The organism is Streptomyces spongiicola (assembly GCF_003122365.1).
Classification (GTDB): domain Bacteria; phylum Actinomycetota; class Actinomycetes; order Streptomycetales; family Streptomycetaceae; genus Streptomyces; species Streptomyces spongiicola.
In genome coordinates this window covers 6694282-6709847 of the sequence record NZ_CP029254.1, presented here as the reverse complement: position 1 = coordinate 6709847, position 15566 = coordinate 6694282, and the positions used below count along the sequence as shown (strand labels likewise).

Sequence of the window (15566 nt, the reverse complement as noted above, 5' to 3'; positions counted from 1 at the left end):
TCCTCTCCCAACCCGGGAGGCACACCGTGTCCCAGGCACTACCCCCGTGTAACAGACTGGTGCTGGCCACCACACCGAATGCGGTGGGCTTGGCACGGCTGCACACCGCCGACGTCCTCGCCTGCTGGGGCGTGCCTTCCGACATCGTGAAGGTGGTGCAGCTCGTCGTTTCGGAGCTGACCACCAACGCTGTACAGCACCCCAAGGAGGGCAAGGAGCAAGTCTCGCTGTTCTCACCGCAGAGCACGGTGCAGACCTTCGAGTTGCTGCTGGAGATGGCCCATGAAGCGGTCAGGATTTCGGTGTGGGACCGCGACGAGAGGCCGCCCCTGCTGAAAGAGGTCGGGGTCGAGGCGACAGGCGGCCGAGGGATCTTTCTGGTCGCGACGATGAGCAGAAACTGGGGCTACTACCCCGCTCGGGACCTTCCCGGAAAGGTCGTGTGGGCCGAGGTCGGTCTCGTCCCCACGAGCCATCTCCACCAGGAGGAACGAGCAGAGCAGTACCCGGCCCGGCCCTCTCCGACCGGGCGCAAGGTTCCCCGGGCCGAACGAGTAGACCCGCACTTGCTCGGCCGCGTGCTCGTCGGTATCAGGAGCCTTTGACTCCTGGCCTCATGAACGCCCAGGCGAACTGACCACGCCCGCACCCCCGAACCGCCGGTCCGCCACGCACGGCCAACGCGCTGGTGCGATCACCTGCCCCGCAGACGGCATCCGGACCGTCGTCCTGGCTCCCGCGGGCTCCTCCCCCTCCCCGCGATCCATTCCGCTTGCCCGTCTTCTCCAAGGACCTCTCCATGTGTAAACGTCCCGCGGCGGTGGCCGCGGCCCCGCCAGCGCCGTCGTCTCCGACTTCATGGTTCCCGCCGGTGGCGCTCCGCGTCTGGGTGCGGATCATGACCAGGCCCTCGGGCAGGTCGTGATGGATACCGGCAGGGGCTCCAGCGCCGTGGAGTTACGGCAAGCCTGCCTCCGGGCGCTCCGCTGCGTCGCGCCAGTAGTCGACGAGCATCTCGCCAGGCCAGGCGGGCTGGCGGACGGAGCCTCGGGGCCCCATTTCCTGGAAGTAGGGGGCCAGGTCAATCACCGGTGTCCCGTCGACTGCGTCGAGGTCGGTCACCAGAAGGTCGCGGCCGTCCACGCTCAGCAGCCTCGGGTAGCTGACAGCCAACTGGTTGGGGCGCCGGTGATTTCGGTGGACGAACGTACCGATCGCCGGCCACTGCGCGTTGCCCCTGGGGCTGCGGGCGTGGAGCTGGACGTCCTCGGGCTGTGCCAGGTGGAAGCGCCACGTCACCGTCAGGTGAGAGAACTCGTCGATACCTTGCAGCGTTTCCAGGGGGTATGCCTCGTGGAGGCGGATCACCGACTGGACTCCGCCCTGGTAGTCGTCTTGCACGCGGGTGTGGCCGCCGACGACCGTTGCGATCGATTCGACCTTGTATGTCGTCACCGGTACTGGTTCCTCTCCCTGGGAGATGCTGGTCCGCGGGCTACCGTGGGGCATCGAACGTTCGTGCCGCGATCAGCCTATGGCGCGCAGCATGCTTCGGGCCCGGCGGTCCAATTCGGTGACGTTGCGGCCTCCGCGTTGCCGGACGGGCGAGAGGTCGCTCTGGATGCGGACGACGACGTCCCGCGCCCGGCCGGACTGGACCCCCGTCATGGCGTCGAGTGCTTCGTTCCAAGTGGCGCATGCCTCGTCGAGGCTTCCCCGCTGGACCTGTACGGCGCCGAGGTAGCCGAGCGTCACGCTGTGGGTGCGGGCGTACTGCTGGTCGCCGCGTGGCCACGCTGCGCTTGAAGTGGATCTCCGCGTCGAGCGGTTGGCCCATGTCGCGCAGAGCGCAGGCCGTCTCGTGAGCGAGGGACGCTTCCTGGAAGAAGCCGACGCGCGCTGGCGCTTCGTTGGTGTCGGCGCGGGCGAGGTCGCGCTCCGCGCGGCTGATGGCCGCGAGGGTGCCGGCCCGGTCGCCGTCGGCCGCGAGGGCGCGGGCGTGGACGATCGCCAGCAGCGCCTTCTCGCGATGGCTGGCCTGGCCGTAGCGGTCGCGGGACATCGAGGCGTCCGCCAGGGCGAGCGCCCTGCGCGGGTGCCCAAGGTCGACGGCCTGGTGGACGAGGGCACGCAGGACGTGGCCGCCGAGCGGTCCGTCGCCGGCTTCCGCCGCGATCCGGGCGGCGATGGTGAGGTAGCGCTGGGCGGTTCGGTGTTCACTGAGTGACTCCGTCGGGAATCTTGAGGACTGGCAGTTAACGATCATGACGTTGCGTCAGGATCGTCAGACGTGATGCCGAAGTGCCCCAGGAGTCTGTCGTGTCCCTCCAGCCCCGTCCCGGAGCCGAGATCCCGCAGCTGACCGCGCGGGTCGCCCGGGCCAGCAATCCCCACGGCACCACCGCGATGTGGATCCGCGATCGCCTCGACGGCCTGTGGAGCGACGAGGACTTCGCCGCCTGGTACCCGCGTGATGGCCGGCCCGGGCTCTCACCTGCCCAACTAGCCACCGTGTGCGTGCTGCAGTACGCGATGAACCTCTCGGACCGCCAGGCGGCCGAGGCGGTGCGCTGCCGCATCGACTTCAAGTACGCCCTCGGCTTGGACCTTGAAGACCCCGGCTTCCACCACAGCGTTCTGACCGACTTCCGCGACCGGCTCGCCGAGGGCGACCGCGCCGATCGGCTGCTGGGCCTGGCGCTCACCCGGATCCGACAGGCCGGCATGCTCAAAGGCCGCGTCACCCAGCGCACCGACTCCACCCACGTCCTGTCCGCTGCGCGGGAGTTGACCCGCCTGGAGCTGGCGTGCGAGGCGGTCCGCGCCGCGCTGGAGGAGCTCGCCCGCGAGGCGCCGGAACTGCTGGATGAGCTGGTTACCGCCGACTGGGCCGAGCGCTACGGGCGGCCGGTGCGGCTGTGCTCCCAGCCCAGCCACCCCGTCGCCCGGCTCAGTCAAGTCGGTGCCGACGCCCGCGAGCTGCTCAAGCTCGTGTCCACCCGCTTCCCCGGTGACGCGCTACCGGAGCAGGCGAGGGTCCTCCGGCAGATCCTGGTACAGCACTTCCTGGTGGACGGGCGTGGCCGGTTTCGCCCGCGCACGAAACGCGACGGTCAGCCGCCTTCCCGGGTGCGGATCGAGTCACGGTACGAGACCGAGGCCCGCTGGACCCGCCGCGGCGACACGCGATGGACCGGCTACCTCGTGCATGTGACCGAGACCTGCGACGACAAGCGGATCAACGTCATCACCGACGTGGCCACCGAGGTCTCGGCCGCGGACAGCCAGGCCCTGCCCGGCATCCACGCCCGCCTGCGACGGCTGCGGCTGCTGCCCGGCAAGCACCTGGTCGACGGCGGCTACACCTCAGTGGCCGGCATGGACGACGCGGCCCGCCTGCACCGTGTCACCCTCATCGGGCCTCTACCGCCCAGCACCACCCCGCAACATCGGGCCGAGGACGGCTTCGGCCGGGAGAACTTCATCATCGACTTCGACAAGCGCGAGGTGACCTGCCCCAACGGGCAGGTGAGCGGCAACTGGAGGGACCTTCCAGCCAAGGAGCCGACCTCGGTGACCGTCCGGTTCGACGCCCGCCAGTGCGGCCGCTGCCCTGAACAGGAAAAATGCACCCCGGGCGCGTTCCGCAGCCTGTACTTCCCCACCCGCCACCGGCACGAGCTGCAGATCAAGAACCGCGCCGACCAGCAGAACCCGGACTGGCGCCGGCTCTACGGAAAGCGCTCCGGCGCCGAGGGCACCATCGCGGAGTTCGTCGACGGCCACCGCGGACGCCGTTGCCGCTACCGCGGCCTGGCCAAGACGCACGTCCAGCACGTGTTGACCGCACTTGCGATCAACGTCGAGCGGCTCAGCGCCCAGGAGCCCGTGGACGCCACCTACCAGCCCCGTCCTCCCACCGCGTTCCAGCAATACCTCGACGCGCGCAGCCTGCCCCGCCCACTGTGGTGGCGCCAAGGAAAGTGAACCGGCATCTCAAGATTCCCGACAGAGTCGCTCAGTGGTACCTGTCCTCCGACCTTCCGCTGACGGCGTCCGGAAAGGTCCAGAAGTTCCGCGTGCGCGAGCTGATCGAACAGGGCGCCCTCCCCCGCATAGACGCCCACGACCGCCTGCGCTGACACCCCGCCGCCAACCGTCCGTCCCTTCGCACATCGGAGCACAGCAGCCATGAAGATCTCCATGCAGCTCAGGTACGACAACGACATCGTCGGTGCGGCTTCCCAGGTGGCCGAGCTCGAACGGGCCGGCCTCGACCTCATCTGGGTCCCTGAGGCGTACGGCTACGACGCACCCAGCTTCATGGGCTACCTCGCCGCCCGCACCGAGCGGATCGGCATCGGCTCCGGCATCCTGTCCGTGTTCAGCCGCACCCCCGCGCTGCTCGCCATGACCGCGGCCGGTGTGGACGCCCTGTCGGGCGGCCGTTGCCACCTGGGGCTCGGCTCCTCCGGGCCGCAGGTCGTCGAGGGCTTCCACGGCGTACCCTACGCCGCTCCCGTCACCCGTACCCGCGAGACCATCGAGGTCATGCGCGCCTTTTTGCGACGTGACAAGGCCGTGGACTACAGCGGCCGTTGCGTGCGGCTGCCCCTGTCTGCGGACCAGGGGAGCGGCCTCGGCATCGCGATGAAGATGCTCACGCCGCCCGTCCGCCCCTCCGTGCCGGTGTGGGTCGCAGCGCTGGGGCCCAAGAACGTCCGCATGGTTGCCGAGACCGCCGACGGCTGGCTGCCGATGTTCTTCGTCCCCGAGTGGTCCGGCCGCACGTGGGGGCAGGCGCTGCGCGACGGTGCGGTCGCCCGTGACCCGCGTTTGGGCCCACTCCAAATCTCCGCCGGGGGGCTGCTGGCCATCGGCCCGGACGCCGCCCGGGCCCGGGAGCTGGCCCGGAGCCAGCTCGCCCTGTTCATCGGCAGCATGGGGGCGCCCAGCCACAACTACTACTACAACCTCGTAAGCAGGTACGGCTACGCCAGGGAGGCAGAGACGATCCAGCGGCTGTTCCTGTCGGGCGACAAGGCCGCGGCGGCGGCCGCCGTCCCGCCCGCGCTGCTGGAGGCCACCACGATCTGCGGCACTGAGAGCTACGTGAAGGATCGGATCGACGCCTACCGCGAGGCCGGGGTCACCCACCTCCAGATCGTCCCCGTGCCACAGGACGGCGAGAGCGAGGCCTCGGTAGTCGGCCGGCTCAAGGACCTCGTCGACTGATGCTCCAAACGGTCCTCAACGCACCTCAATAAAGCCAGACTCGTACGCGATCACCACAGCCTGAGTGCGGTCCCGGGCACCCAGCTTGGCGAGAGTGCTGCTGACATGGGTCTTCACCGTCTGTACTCCCAGGCACAGTTCGTCCGCGATCTCCGCGTTCGACATCCCCTGCCCCATCAGGCGCAACACCTCCTCCTCCCGTTCGGTGAACTGCACATGGCTCAGCCGCCCGCCGGCGGACTTGTTGAGACGCCCCGAGACCAGACCGCGGATGGCGGCAGGAAAGAGCACCGAGTCCCCCGTGGCCACGGTGCGCACGGCTTGGACGATCTCGGCCGGGCGGGACCGCTTGAGCAGGAACCCCGAAGCCCCCTCGCGCAACGCCTCGTATACGTAGTCGTCGCGTTCGAAGGTGGTGATCACCAGGACGCGCGGTGGATCCGACACGGCTGCCATCAGCTCGCGGGTGGCAGTGATGCCGTCGACCCGCGGCATCCGGACGTCCATGAGCACCACGTCCGGCCGCAGTTCCAGCACCTTCGCGACGACCTCGGAGCCGTCGGACGCCTCACCGACCACGGTGATTCCCGGGCTGTTCCCGAGGATCGCGGACATTCCGGTCCGGACGAGTTCCTCGTCATCGACAAGCAGGACAGAGATTGTCATGTCAGGATCCCAACCGTAGGGGCAGAGAGGCGCTGACTATCCAGCGCCCCGACTCGGCTCCGGCAGTGGCCCGGCCGCCCAGGAGCGCGGCTCTCTCCCGCACACTGCGCATGCCCTTGCCGGTTCCGGATGTCCGCCCGGCTGCCTCGACGAGCATATTCGCCACTGAGAGTTCCAACTGATCGTCCCTGATGTCCAGAACAATATCCACAGCGGCCCCCGGGGCGTGCTTCATGGCATTGGTCAGCGACTCTTGGACGATGCGGTACGCCTCACGCGTGACCACCCCCGGCACACGGTCGAAGCTCGCGGTCGTCCGGCAGGTGACGGTCACCCCCGCCGCCCGGCTCGCTTCCAGCAGCGGCCCGATGTCCTCGAGCGTGGGGCGCGCCGAACGGGACTCGGGGGCCTGCTGCTCTTCCTTCAGATAGCCCAGAGTGCGCTCCAGGTCCTCCAGCGCGCGCCGGCTCGCCTCCTCAATGGCGGTGAGCGCGCGTACCGCGAAGTCCCGATCTGCGTCAATCAGTTCACGGGCGGCGCTAGCCTGGAGGACGGTCGCCGTGAGGGCATGCCCGATGGAGTCGTGCAACTCGCCCGCGAGCCGGTTGCGTGCGAGCAGATCGTCCGCGCGGCGCTCCGCGTCCGCGAGCCGCTCTGCGGCGGATGGTCCCAGCAGCCTTGTGGACAGGGCGAGTTGCAAGTTCCCGGCGCCGACGACGAGGACGACGACGAGCAGCAGCAAGGGCGGCACGAAGGCTAGGTACCAGATGTACTCGTAACCTCCCGGAAAATCCAGACCCAGGACCGTACGGGTCCCTTCGACCGCCGGCGCGGTCGCTACGGTCCCAGTGATCGACAGCAGTTGGGCGAGGAGGCTCGCAGCGAGGAGTCCCAACCACACTCGCGCGACGAGCCACACACTGGTGCGCCAGCGTTTCCCGAGTCCCTTCTCCTCAGCCAGGCTGATCTCGTTCTCGTCCGGAGGTACCAGGAGCAGCCGCGCCTGGATCCCCTCGGCGCGACGTACGCCCGGCAGCATCCCGAGGAGCAACAGCAAGGGCAGAGGGACCAGCGCCGCCGAGACGAGGGTCCGCGTGAGGGACGGCGAGAAGCCAGGGTAGATCAGTACGCACACGGGTCCCACAGCCGCGCTGATAAGCAGGTGCAGGCCTCGGGTGTACGTCCGCCCCTTGGCCAGGGCGGAGAGTGTGCTCAACAGCATGGCGACCATCGGAGGTTCCTCCCTCCCCGGAGGGAGGAGATTCCCGCCTCCGGGGGATCCGCTGCACGCGGTGAAACAGTTGACTTGGGGGCATGAACAGCGACAGGGAATTCACGAACGGTACAGGAGCCTTGCCGGCCATCGACGTATCGGGCCTGGTCAAGGCCTACGGTAACAAGACGGTGGTAAATGGCCTGACCTTCCAGGTGCGGGCCGGAGTGGTCACTGGTTTCCTCGGCCCCAACGGCGCGGGAAAGTCGACGACCATGCGCATGATGCTCGGTCTCGACCGCCCCACGGCGGGCCGGGTGCTCATCTCGGGCCGGACCTACCGGGACCTCGGGGAGCCGTTGCGGCACGTCGGCGCCCTGTTGGACGCGGGCGCCGCACACCCCGGCCGGACCGCTCGTGACCACCTCCTCTGCATCGCCCGCGCCAACCGCATCCCCGACTCCCGGGTGGACCAGGTCCTGGAGCAGGTCGGCATGGACAGCGCGGCCAAGCGCCGGATCGGCGGTTTCTCCCTCGGCATGCGCCAGCGCCTGGGCATCGCCGCGGCGCTGCTCGGCGACCCACAGGTACTGATCCTGGACGAGCCGGTGAACGGACTCGACCCTGAGGGCATCCGGTGGCTGCGGCACTTCCTGAAGGACCTGGCGGCCCAGGGCCGTGCGGTGCTCATCTCCAGCCACCTGATGACCGAGATGGCACTGCTCGCCGACCGTCTGATCGTCATCGGCAAGGGCAGCATGCTGGCCGATGTATCCATGGCCGAGTTCGCCGAGGAGCACGGACGCAGCCGGGTGCGAGTGCGCTCCACCGAGGCGGTACGGCTGCGCGCGGCCCTGCTCCGCAGGGACCTGCGGGTGGAGTCCGCCGACGACGGCAGCCTGGAGGTGTACGGGGCTGAAGCCAACGAGGTCGGCCGGATCGCTGCTCGCGAGGGCACCCCCGTCCTGGAGCTGTCCCAGGTCGAGGACTCACTGGAAGACGCATTCATGCGCATGACCGCTGATTCGGTGGAATACGTGGCACGAACCCTTGGAGAGGTGGCCTGAACATGTCTGTCAACGCGGTTCTCTACTCGGAGTGGACGAAGATCCGCTCGGTCCGTTCGGTCCTCTGGGCCCTGCCCCTGGCCGCTGCCCTCCTGATCGGCATCGGAGCCGGCGTGACCGGCTCTGTCGGCGCCGCGGAGTCGGACGCCAAGAACTTCGACCCCGTCCAGCTCGGCTACTATGGCCTGTTCTTCGCTCATGTCGTTGTCATCGCCTTCGCAGTCCTGGTGGTGGGCAACGAGTACAACACCGGAACCATCCGCACGTCGCTGGCCACCGTGCCCCGGCGCGGTCTCTTCTACAGCGCCAAGCTGACCACTGCGGCGGCCCTGGCCCTCGTGGCGGGTGTGGTCGCCTCGTTCGGCACCTTCTTCGCCTCCCAGAACCTGCTCGGCGAGCATGGCGTCGCGTTCGGCGACGATGGGACGGTCCGCGCCGTCATCGCGGGAGCCCTCTACTTCCCGCTCCTGGCGGTCATGTGCATGGGCATCACTGCGATGCTCCGCAGCCAGATGCTCTCCATGGGTTTCCTGGTGCCAGTGCTCTTCCTGGTCTCTCCTGTCCTGGCCGAGATTCCGGGACTGCGCGCCCTGGCCTGGTACCTGCCGGATCGCGCCGGCCAGTACGCCCTGAGGATCAACATGGACCCGGCGGCCCCGTACAACCCCGAGGTCGGCCTGGTGATCCTGGCGGTCTGGGCGATCGCGGCAGCCGTGGGCGGCTGGCTCGTACTGCGCAAGCGCGACGCGTGAGCACGGGTGGCCATCGAGCGGCAACCGGGGTAGGGCCGTCTGATACGTCGAAAGGGGACGGCGGAACACTTGCCGTCACCTTTCGACGTTCATGGCTCCCGGGCGTGGAGCCGTACGAGCGGCAGGAAGGCATAGCTGTCATCGGCCCCCGCCGGTGGTTCCAACAGCTGCCGGTCGACCAGCTGCTCCAACTGGTCCTCGGTGTCCCATGTCCCCCGGCGGAGCAACACTGCAGCCTCGGACACCGTGAAAACCCGCCCGGCGCCACACGCCAGCGCGCGCAGCGTCTCCCGCAGGGCCGGTTTCAGGCCGTCATGACCCGACCGCAGCCGGTCTCGGATAGCAAGATCGCCGGCCACCAGCTCGTCCAGCCTGCGGCGCTCGTCGGCCAGCCGGTCCGCCAGCTGCGCGAGCATCCAGTGCGGCCGCGCCGCCAGCCGCATTCCCAGGATCCGCACAGCCAGTGGTATTCCGCCGCACAGGCCCGAAAGGGCCTCCGCCGTCCGCCGTTCGCCGAGCACCCGTGCCTCGCCCGCGATCCTCCCGAGCAGCAACACCGACTGATCCGCGCTGAACGGCTCCACCCTGAAGTGCCGCGCCCCCTCCAGACCCGAAAACGGCGCACGGCTGTTGACCAGTGCGGCTCCTCCCGGACCTGACGGGAACAGCGGCCGGACCGCCTGTTCCCCGGCCGCGTCGTCGATCACCACCAGAACCTTGCGGCCCGCCACCAGCCCCTGGTAAAGGGCGGTCGCCTCCGCCAGGCCGGTGGGAAGGTCGGCGGCTGCCACGCCCAGCGCCCGCAGAAAGCTGTGCAGCGTGTCACGGACCTCCTGCGCGCTGCCAGTGCGCATTCGCGCGTACAGCATGCCGTCGGGAAAATGACGGGCGACGGAGGACGCCACATGGATGCTCAGCGCGGACTTGCCGACTCCGGCGGGCCCGTACATCGCGGCGATCGGCGTGGCCCCAAACACGGCCTGCGATCCCTGCCCGATCAGGAACTGGCGGACCTGATGGTGCTCGACCCTGCCGACGAAGTCCCCAACGCACTTCGGGAGCCCGGCCAGCCCGAAGCCGGCTGCGGTTGCCTGCTGCACGACACGCGGGCCGCCCCCGCTGGGGTCATCGCGCAGCACGGCCATCTGTGCTGCGCGCAGTTCGTCCCCGGGTGTGATGCCGCTCTCCTCACGCAACCGCCGGTCGAGCGAGGCGAACAGTTCGAGGGCTTCCACCCGGCGACCGGAGCCCGCAAGCGCCGTGACAAGGCGTGCGTGCAGCCCCTCGTGCAGCGGCTCATGCCGTGCGATGGAGCCCAGCTGGACGAGTACCTCGTCGCAGTGCTGCCCGGCGAGGGCGAGATCCGCGAAGCGCAGCGCCGCGGCCACGCGACGCCGGGACCACTCAACAGCGGCCGGGTGGTCGTGGAGGGCCATGGGCATTCCTTCCAGCAGCCGTCCCCGCCACAGTCGCAACGCATCTGCCAGGAAGGCGCGTTCGGCAACCGGGTCGTTGCCCTCGTGGGCGCGCTCGGACTCCCCTGTGAGGCGGGCGAATTCCAGGACGTCGATCCGGCTCTCATCCTCGGCCTGCAGTTCGTAGGCGGCGCCGCGTCGTACGACGGCCAGCCGGGCGGCGCCCGGAATGTGGTGTGTTTCCAGCATCTGCCGGATGCGCGACACATAGGTGTGGATCAACTGCGCGAAGGAGTCCGGCGGTTCGTCGCCCCACAGAACGTCGATGATCTCCTCCCGCTCGACCGCAGCATTTGGTTTGAGCGCCAACAGACCAAGCAGACGCCGTTGCTTGGGTGTGCCGATGTGCACGGGCGTAGCGCCGCGGGAGGCCGAAAGCCGTCCCAGGACCGCGAGGGCCAGCGGGGCCAGGGCTGTTACAAGGTCGGATTTAAGGCACGAATGTGCAGGTCACAGGGGATACCGAAGAGGTCAAGTGGAGCGGTGTGTGGCGCGAGGGCGAGCTGTCGACGCGCGTCTGCAATCGAACTGCCCATCCTGCGCGCGAAGTTCATGGCGACCGACCTCAACGTGGCCATGTTCTGCGGTCCGTGGCCGGTACGAATACGGGAGGCATCCTCGCCGAAGGTCGCATCCCGCACATAATGGATCTTGTTCTCGATGCCCCACTCGGCCTGCACGATCTCCCCGATGCGCTGCGGGTCGGCCTGGCCGGAGGGCAGGTCGGTGATCACGTACACCGTCTCCCGGCTGCGCTTCCCGGTCGCCTGCACGGTGCGGTACCGGGTGATGCGGGCGACCTGACGCGCGCAGGGGAAGTCCAGGCCGTCGAAGCTCACCACCTCCACCACCCGCGTATCGATGCGGCCGTGCGCACGTACGGTGGAGCGGAAGGCGGCCCGCACGCCCTGCCAGGGAACCTTCCGGCACGCCTTCCACAGCTCGGGCTGGTTGCGCTTGACGGGGAAGGCGTAGTGCGCGCCGAACTCCTCCACCAGGACCCTGGCGTGCTCGCGCTGGGTATGCAGCGCGTCCGCGACCACTACCGCGTCCTCCAGCTCCAGCGCGGCCAGCAGCGCGGCGAAGCCGGTGATCTCGCTGCCCTTGTCCGCCACCTTCTGCTGTGCGATCAGCGTGCCGTCCTGCAGCATCGCCCCCAGCACCATCACTGCCTGCCCGGCCGCGTCCCGCGAGCCCCGCAGGCACTTGCCGTCCACGGCCACCACCCGCGCCTTGTCCTGGAAGGCCCGCAGCAGTCCCTCCAGCCCGCCCGGCATGACCGCGTTGACCACGCGGCGGATCGTGTCCGAGCTCGGTGTCTTCACCAGGCCGAAGGCGCCGCGGCGGCGCAGCCCCAGCCGTTCCAGCGTGGCACTGGGCGCCACCGCCGCCCACTGCCCCATCGCCCGGAAGGAGTCGAAACGACAGGCCAGCGCACACAGCGCGACAAGCAGCACCGCACCGAGCGGGTACTGACACCCGCGCGGATCACGCGGGTCACGCAGGTTGTTGACCAGCGCGAACACCCCGGCATCGGGAGACACGCCCCCAGCGCACCCCGGACACCGGCAGGACATGGCAGACTCAGGAAGCACCGAAGCTCCGTTGCTCATCGAGGACTTGAGACGTCATCGATCACAACGGAGCTTCGTCCGTCTCGGACACGGCCCGCTGACCAGCACGAACACAAGATCAACTAACCTTGCAACAGCCCTGCGGTCAGGGTGGGGATGCCCAGGGTGGCGGCGAGCCGGTTCAGGGCATCGACCAGGCCGTGGGCCCGTGCGCAGGTGGTGTCGTGCTCGCGGCCCGGGCGGACCGGGGAAACCCACAAGGGCCAGCCGTCCGGGGCGGCGATGACCTGTACCTTTCCGCCGTGGTGCTTGTGTTTGCCGGACCACCACAGGTCCACGCCGTTGGGGCCGGCGGCGGCCACGCGGTCGGTGCGGATGACCGTGCCGTCCAGGTTGAGGTGGGTGTACCCGGCCGCCGCCGCCCTCTCCAGCGCGGTGGACAGATCGGGCGCGTGGTCGGCGAGCACCGTCAGTCCTTCGTGCAGGTAGCGGTAGGCGGTCGGTACCGAGATGCCGTTGTCCCGGGCGAGCTGGACCAGCCGGGTACCGTCGACGAACCAGCGCAGCACGAGCACTGCCTGCCGGAAGACGCCCAGCGCGCGGGTGCCCTTGCGGGTCCCGAGGTGCTCGCGGTGTCCACGCAGCAGCTTGGCGAGGTGCTCGACGGTCTCCCTGCGGACATCGAGCACGGCGGTGTAGGTGATACTGGAGGGCACGTGGAGCCTCTGGTTGTACGGAACGTGATCTTCGCAGACCTGTTCCTACCAGGGGCTTCACTCATGTCTGACACCGAGTCACCATTCCGCCGCCCGGCTTGATCACACACCGCAACCGTCACGTTGCCGAGAAGACTTCATTGATCGAACTGTCGACGTGCTCGCCGGTGGAGTACTCCGTCATCTTGCGCTGCCGAGGTCGCCACTGCTTGGCGTATTCCTCGACCGTCTGCTGGCCCAGCTCGCGGCGGGCCTCTACGACAGACGGCGCCGTGCTCTTCTTCTCTTTGTAGATCTCCGTGAGGCGCTCGATCCCATCGTCCTGCGTGTCGTACCCAGACTCCTCGCGCTGCTTGCCGAGCGCGTCCCTGAAGCGAATCGTGTACGGGTGCGGGCAGCGGGTGGGCTTGGCGCAGTCACATTCCTTGAAGAAGGAGCCCATGCCGCGGGCGAGCTGTCGAGCCACGTGTCGAACCTTCCGAGCGGGAGCGAGGAACCATGCACAGGCGCTGCGCAGAGGGCGGAAGGTCAGCAATCGGAGACAGGGCTGCGACGCATGCTGACCTTTTGCGGGTGCGTTTCCTCTTGAGTGACGAGTGCGTGTCTGGAGGGCCGGTGTCCTCGTTGCGGTAGCTGTTGATCAGCTGGCGTGGGAGAGGCGGGGTCGGATGGGCTGCGACGAGGTACTCGCGCTGCTGCGGGAGCGGGAGGCAGCCTGTCGTCGGGAGGTGGAGCGGTTGCGCGGCGAGGCCGAGCGGATTGCCGGGCTGCTGGTGGTGTGCGAGCAGGAGCTGGCCCGGGTGGCGACGGCGTGCCAGGTGGTGGGCGAGCTCCCGGCGGCGCACGGCGAGGCCGGGTCGGGGCGGGGCCGGATCCCGGCCCCGCGAGCGGAGGTGTCGGGCACCGTCGGTGGTCAAGCTGCCGAGGGGACTGGCGAGTTCACCGGGCGGATGCTGGGGGTGCTGGCCGCGTACGCTGGTCCGGTGCGGTGTCGGCAGGGGGTGGAGGGGCTGGGGCTGGAGGCGGTGCCTCGGGAAGTAGAGCGGGTGCGCCACCAGTTGAAGAGGGCCGCTGCCGCCGGGCGGGTGGTACAGACCCCGGGCGGCCTGTTCACCCTGGCGCGTGGAGGTGCTGCGGCGCGTGGGTGACCTGCCGATACGGGAACGGGCCTCCTTCTTGTTGGTCGGGTGAACAGCCAGACCGCGCAAGGAAGAAGACCCGGTGGCACCTTACACGTCCGCGCCCCAGGCCCCCGACCCGTTCACCGCCACTCGCACCCGGATGGAGGAGATGCTCGCCCATCTGTCCCACCCGGCCATGGCCTCGGCCACCGCCGAAGGGCTGGAGGACTACATCACCGCCGCGGGCCGGGAAGTGCTGCGGCAGATGCTGCAGGACCAGCTGGATGCCCGCGCCGCCGCCGAGGTACGCGTTCGGACGGTCACCGGCAGCGACGCGGTGGTGCGCCCTCGGGCCGAACTGGGCCACCGCCGGCTGCTGGCCACCACGCTGGGCCGGGTGGAGGCGGCCCGGATCGCCTACCGCGCCCCCGGTGCGGCTAACCTGCACCCCGGCGACGCCGCCCTGGCCCTGCCCCGGCAGGTCTACTCCTACCCGCTGCAGCGCGCCGTCGCCCTCGAGGTCGCCGAGACACCCCTGCGCCGGGCGGGCGCTCACCTTGAGCGCACCACCGGTGGGCGGCTGGGCACCCGGCAGTTGATGGAGATCGCGTGTCGGGTTGCCGCCCACATCCCCGCCTTCTACCAGCAGGACCTGCCCGCCCCCGCCCCAGCCGTCGGCAGTGAGGGGGACCGGCTGCTGGTGCTCAGCTGCGACGCGACCGGCGTGAACATGATCCCGTCCGATCTGCGGGAGGCGGTCCGCGCCGCACGGGCAGCTGACGGCCCGCAGCCGCCCTCGGCCCAGCTGTCCAGTCGCGAGCACACCGGTCGCCGCCGGATGGCGACCGTCTTCGCCGTCTACGATGCCGACCCGGTCCCACGCACCGGTGCGGATGTCCTGCCGGCCACCGCGGCCGAACGCGCCGCCCGCACCCACGGCCCGCGCGCACGGGGCCGGCACCTGGAAGGCTCCCTTCAGCGTTCCACCGCGGCCATGGTCACCGCGATGTTCGACCACGCCGAACAGCGAGACCCCGACCACCGGCGCCGCTGGATCGTCCTGGTCGACGGCGCCAACCACCAACTCGAGTGCATCGCAAGGGAAGCGGCCACCCGCGGTGTCCATGTCGACACGATCGTGGACATCGTGCATGTGATCGAATATCTGTGGCGGGCCGCCGAGGACCTTCACCCAGGCCACGCAGCGCGCGCGGCCTGGGTCGCCGACGCCGCCCGCACCGTGCTGGACGGGCACAGCCCCCGCGTCGTGGCCGCACTGCGCCAGCACCTGCGCACCCGCCCCGATGACGCGAAGCAACTACCCGCCGTCGCCCGCACCGCCGCCTACCTGCAGGCCAAAGAGCCCTACCTGCGCTACCACCTCGCCCTCGCCATGGGCTGGCCCATCGCGACCGGGGTGATCGAGGGAAGCTGCCGCTTCCTCGTCAAGGACCGCCTGGACACGACCGGGGCGAGATGGAGCCTGACCGGCGCCGAGGCGGTCCTCCTTCTACGCGCCGTCATCGACAACGGCGACTTCGACCGGTACTGGAGCTACTTCACCGAACTCGACCACCTGCACACCCACGCCGTCCGCTACCAGGGACAACTCGCCCTCGCGGCATGACCGCAGCCGCCCACCCATCACTCAAGAAGCAACGCACCCACCTTTTGCTGACCCGAGGGCCCTCCATCATGCCCCTGACCTGCACAGACGTCCAAATGCTAGATCTTGGACTTGAACAGA

Annotated in this window: 14 protein-coding genes and 2 pseudogenes; 8 read left to right on the top strand and 8 right to left on the bottom strand. The window is 69.3% G+C overall.

Going from position 1 to position 15566, the window contains the following annotated elements:
* Window positions 1–83 precede the first annotated feature (83 nt).
* Entirely contained in the window at window positions 84–605 is a 522-nt protein-coding gene (locus tag DDQ41_RS29160) for an ATP-binding protein (RefSeq protein WP_394342166.1), read from the top strand.
* 352 nt (window positions 606–957) lie between these two features.
* Here the strand turns inward: DDQ41_RS29160 and DDQ41_RS29155 are convergent, their stop codons facing one another.
* Both DDQ41_RS29155 and DDQ41_RS29150 read right to left on the bottom strand, forming a co-directional pair.
* Window positions 958–1509 carry an SAM-dependent methyltransferase gene (locus tag DDQ41_RS29155; protein ID WP_394342165.1) on the bottom strand — a complete coding sequence of 184 codons (552 nt, stop codon included), beginning with the start codon at window positions 1507–1509 and terminating at the stop codon, window positions 958–960.
* 18 nt (window positions 1510–1527) lie between these two features.
* Window positions 1528–2221, bottom strand: a pseudogene (locus tag DDQ41_RS29150) (Tat pathway signal protein); the annotation flags it as partial.
* A gap of 98 nt (window positions 2222–2319) precedes the next feature.
* Between DDQ41_RS29150 and DDQ41_RS29145 the strand changes: the two are divergent.
* From DDQ41_RS29145 to DDQ41_RS29140, 3 genes are read left to right on the top strand one after another with little or no spacing between them, the layout of a single operon-like run.
* A complete protein-coding gene (locus DDQ41_RS29145; RefSeq protein ID WP_262508610.1) occupies window positions 2320–3987 on the top strand; it encodes an IS1182 family transposase in 1668 nt (555 codons plus the stop codon).
* The gene (locus DDQ41_RS31510) at window positions 3984–4142 is read left to right on the top strand and encodes a cyclohexanecarboxylate-CoA ligase (RefSeq protein WP_162602762.1); all 159 of its coding nucleotides are present in this window, start codon (window positions 3984–3986) and stop codon (window positions 4140–4142) included. The genes DDQ41_RS29145 and DDQ41_RS31510 overlap by 4 nt, the downstream gene beginning before the upstream one ends.
* A 49-nt stretch (window positions 4143–4191) precedes the next feature.
* Window positions 4192–5235: an LLM class F420-dependent oxidoreductase gene (locus DDQ41_RS29140; RefSeq protein ID WP_109297142.1), complete on the top strand. Its 1044-nt coding sequence runs from the start codon at window positions 4192–4194 to the stop codon at window positions 5233–5235.
* 15 nt (window positions 5236–5250) lie between these two features.
* Here the strand turns inward: DDQ41_RS29140 and DDQ41_RS29135 are convergent, their stop codons facing one another.
* Window positions 5251–5901, bottom strand: coding sequence for a response regulator transcription factor (locus DDQ41_RS29135; RefSeq protein WP_109297141.1), 651 nt, complete (start codon window positions 5899–5901; stop codon window positions 5251–5253).
* 1 nt (window position 5902) lies between these two features.
* Entirely contained in the window at window positions 5903–7132 is a 1230-nt protein-coding gene (locus DDQ41_RS29130; protein ID WP_109297140.1) for a sensor histidine kinase, read from the bottom strand.
* An 83-nt stretch (window positions 7133–7215) separates the two neighbouring features.
* On the opposite strand from DDQ41_RS29130, the gene DDQ41_RS29125 reads away from it, so the two are divergent.
* Both DDQ41_RS29125 and DDQ41_RS29120 read left to right on the top strand, forming a co-directional pair.
* Entirely contained in the window at window positions 7216–8181 is a 966-nt protein-coding gene (locus DDQ41_RS29125) for an ABC transporter ATP-binding protein (protein ID WP_109297139.1), read from the top strand.
* A 2-nt stretch (window positions 8182–8183) separates the two neighbouring features.
* A complete protein-coding gene (locus DDQ41_RS29120) occupies window positions 8184–8933 on the top strand; it encodes an ABC transporter permease (protein ID WP_109297138.1) in 750 nt (249 codons plus the stop codon).
* 89 nt (window positions 8934–9022) lie between these two features.
* Here DDQ41_RS29120 and DDQ41_RS29115 read toward each other — a convergent pair whose 3' ends face one another.
* From DDQ41_RS29115 to DDQ41_RS29100, 4 genes and pseudogenes are all read right to left on the bottom strand, one after another.
* Window positions 9023–10759 (bottom strand): AfsR/SARP family transcriptional regulator, encoded by a 1737-nt coding sequence (locus DDQ41_RS29115; RefSeq protein ID WP_109297137.1) that lies wholly within the window; start codon window positions 10757–10759, stop codon window positions 9023–9025.
* A 65-nt stretch (window positions 10760–10824) separates the two neighbouring features.
* Window positions 10825–11952, bottom strand: coding sequence for an ISAs1 family transposase (locus DDQ41_RS29110; RefSeq protein ID WP_162602761.1), 1128 nt, complete (start codon window positions 11950–11952; stop codon window positions 10825–10827).
* 176 nt (window positions 11953–12128) lie between these two features.
* Window positions 12129–12698 (bottom strand): annotated as a pseudogene (locus DDQ41_RS29105) (transposase family protein); the annotation flags it as partial.
* Window positions 12699–12816: 118 nt separating this feature from the next.
* Window positions 12817–13164, bottom strand: coding sequence for a hypothetical protein (locus DDQ41_RS29100; RefSeq protein WP_262508609.1), 348 nt, complete (start codon window positions 13162–13164; stop codon window positions 12817–12819).
* Window positions 13165–13366: 202 nt separating this feature from the next.
* On the opposite strand from DDQ41_RS29100, the gene DDQ41_RS29095 reads away from it, so the two are divergent.
* The gene (locus DDQ41_RS29095) at window positions 13367–13846 is read left to right on the top strand and encodes a hypothetical protein (protein WP_109297135.1); all 480 of its coding nucleotides are present in this window, start codon (window positions 13367–13369) and stop codon (window positions 13844–13846) included.
* A gap of 73 nt (window positions 13847–13919) precedes the next feature.
* A complete protein-coding gene (locus tag DDQ41_RS29090) occupies window positions 13920–15446 on the top strand; it encodes an ISKra4 family transposase (protein ID WP_109294477.1) in 1527 nt (508 codons plus the stop codon).
* Window positions 15447–15566: the final 120 nt, after the last annotated feature.

Excerpts from the sequence above, each read along its gene's own strand:
- DDQ41_RS29155 (WP_394342165.1), bottom strand. The coding sequence starts at position 1,509 with ATGCCCCACGGTAGCCCGCGGACCAGCATCTCCCAGGGAGAGGAACCA.
- DDQ41_RS29140 (WP_109297142.1), top strand. The coding sequence starts at position 4,192 with ATGAAGATCTCCATGCAGCTCAGGTACGACAACGACATCGTCGGTGCG.
- DDQ41_RS29135 (WP_109297141.1), bottom strand. The coding sequence starts at position 5,901 with ATGACAATCTCTGTCCTGCTTGTCGATGACGAGGAACTCGTCCGGACC.
- DDQ41_RS29130 (WP_109297140.1), bottom strand. The coding sequence starts at position 7,132 with ATGGTCGCCATGCTGTTGAGCACACTCTCCGCCCTGGCCAAGGGGCGG.
- DDQ41_RS29125 (WP_109297139.1), top strand. The coding sequence starts at position 7,216 with ATGAACAGCGACAGGGAATTCACGAACGGTACAGGAGCCTTGCCGGCC.
- DDQ41_RS29120 (WP_109297138.1), top strand. The coding sequence starts at position 8,184 with ATGTCTGTCAACGCGGTTCTCTACTCGGAGTGGACGAAGATCCGCTCG.
- DDQ41_RS29095 (WP_109297135.1), top strand. The coding sequence starts at position 13,367 with ATGGGCTGCGACGAGGTACTCGCGCTGCTGCGGGAGCGGGAGGCAGCC.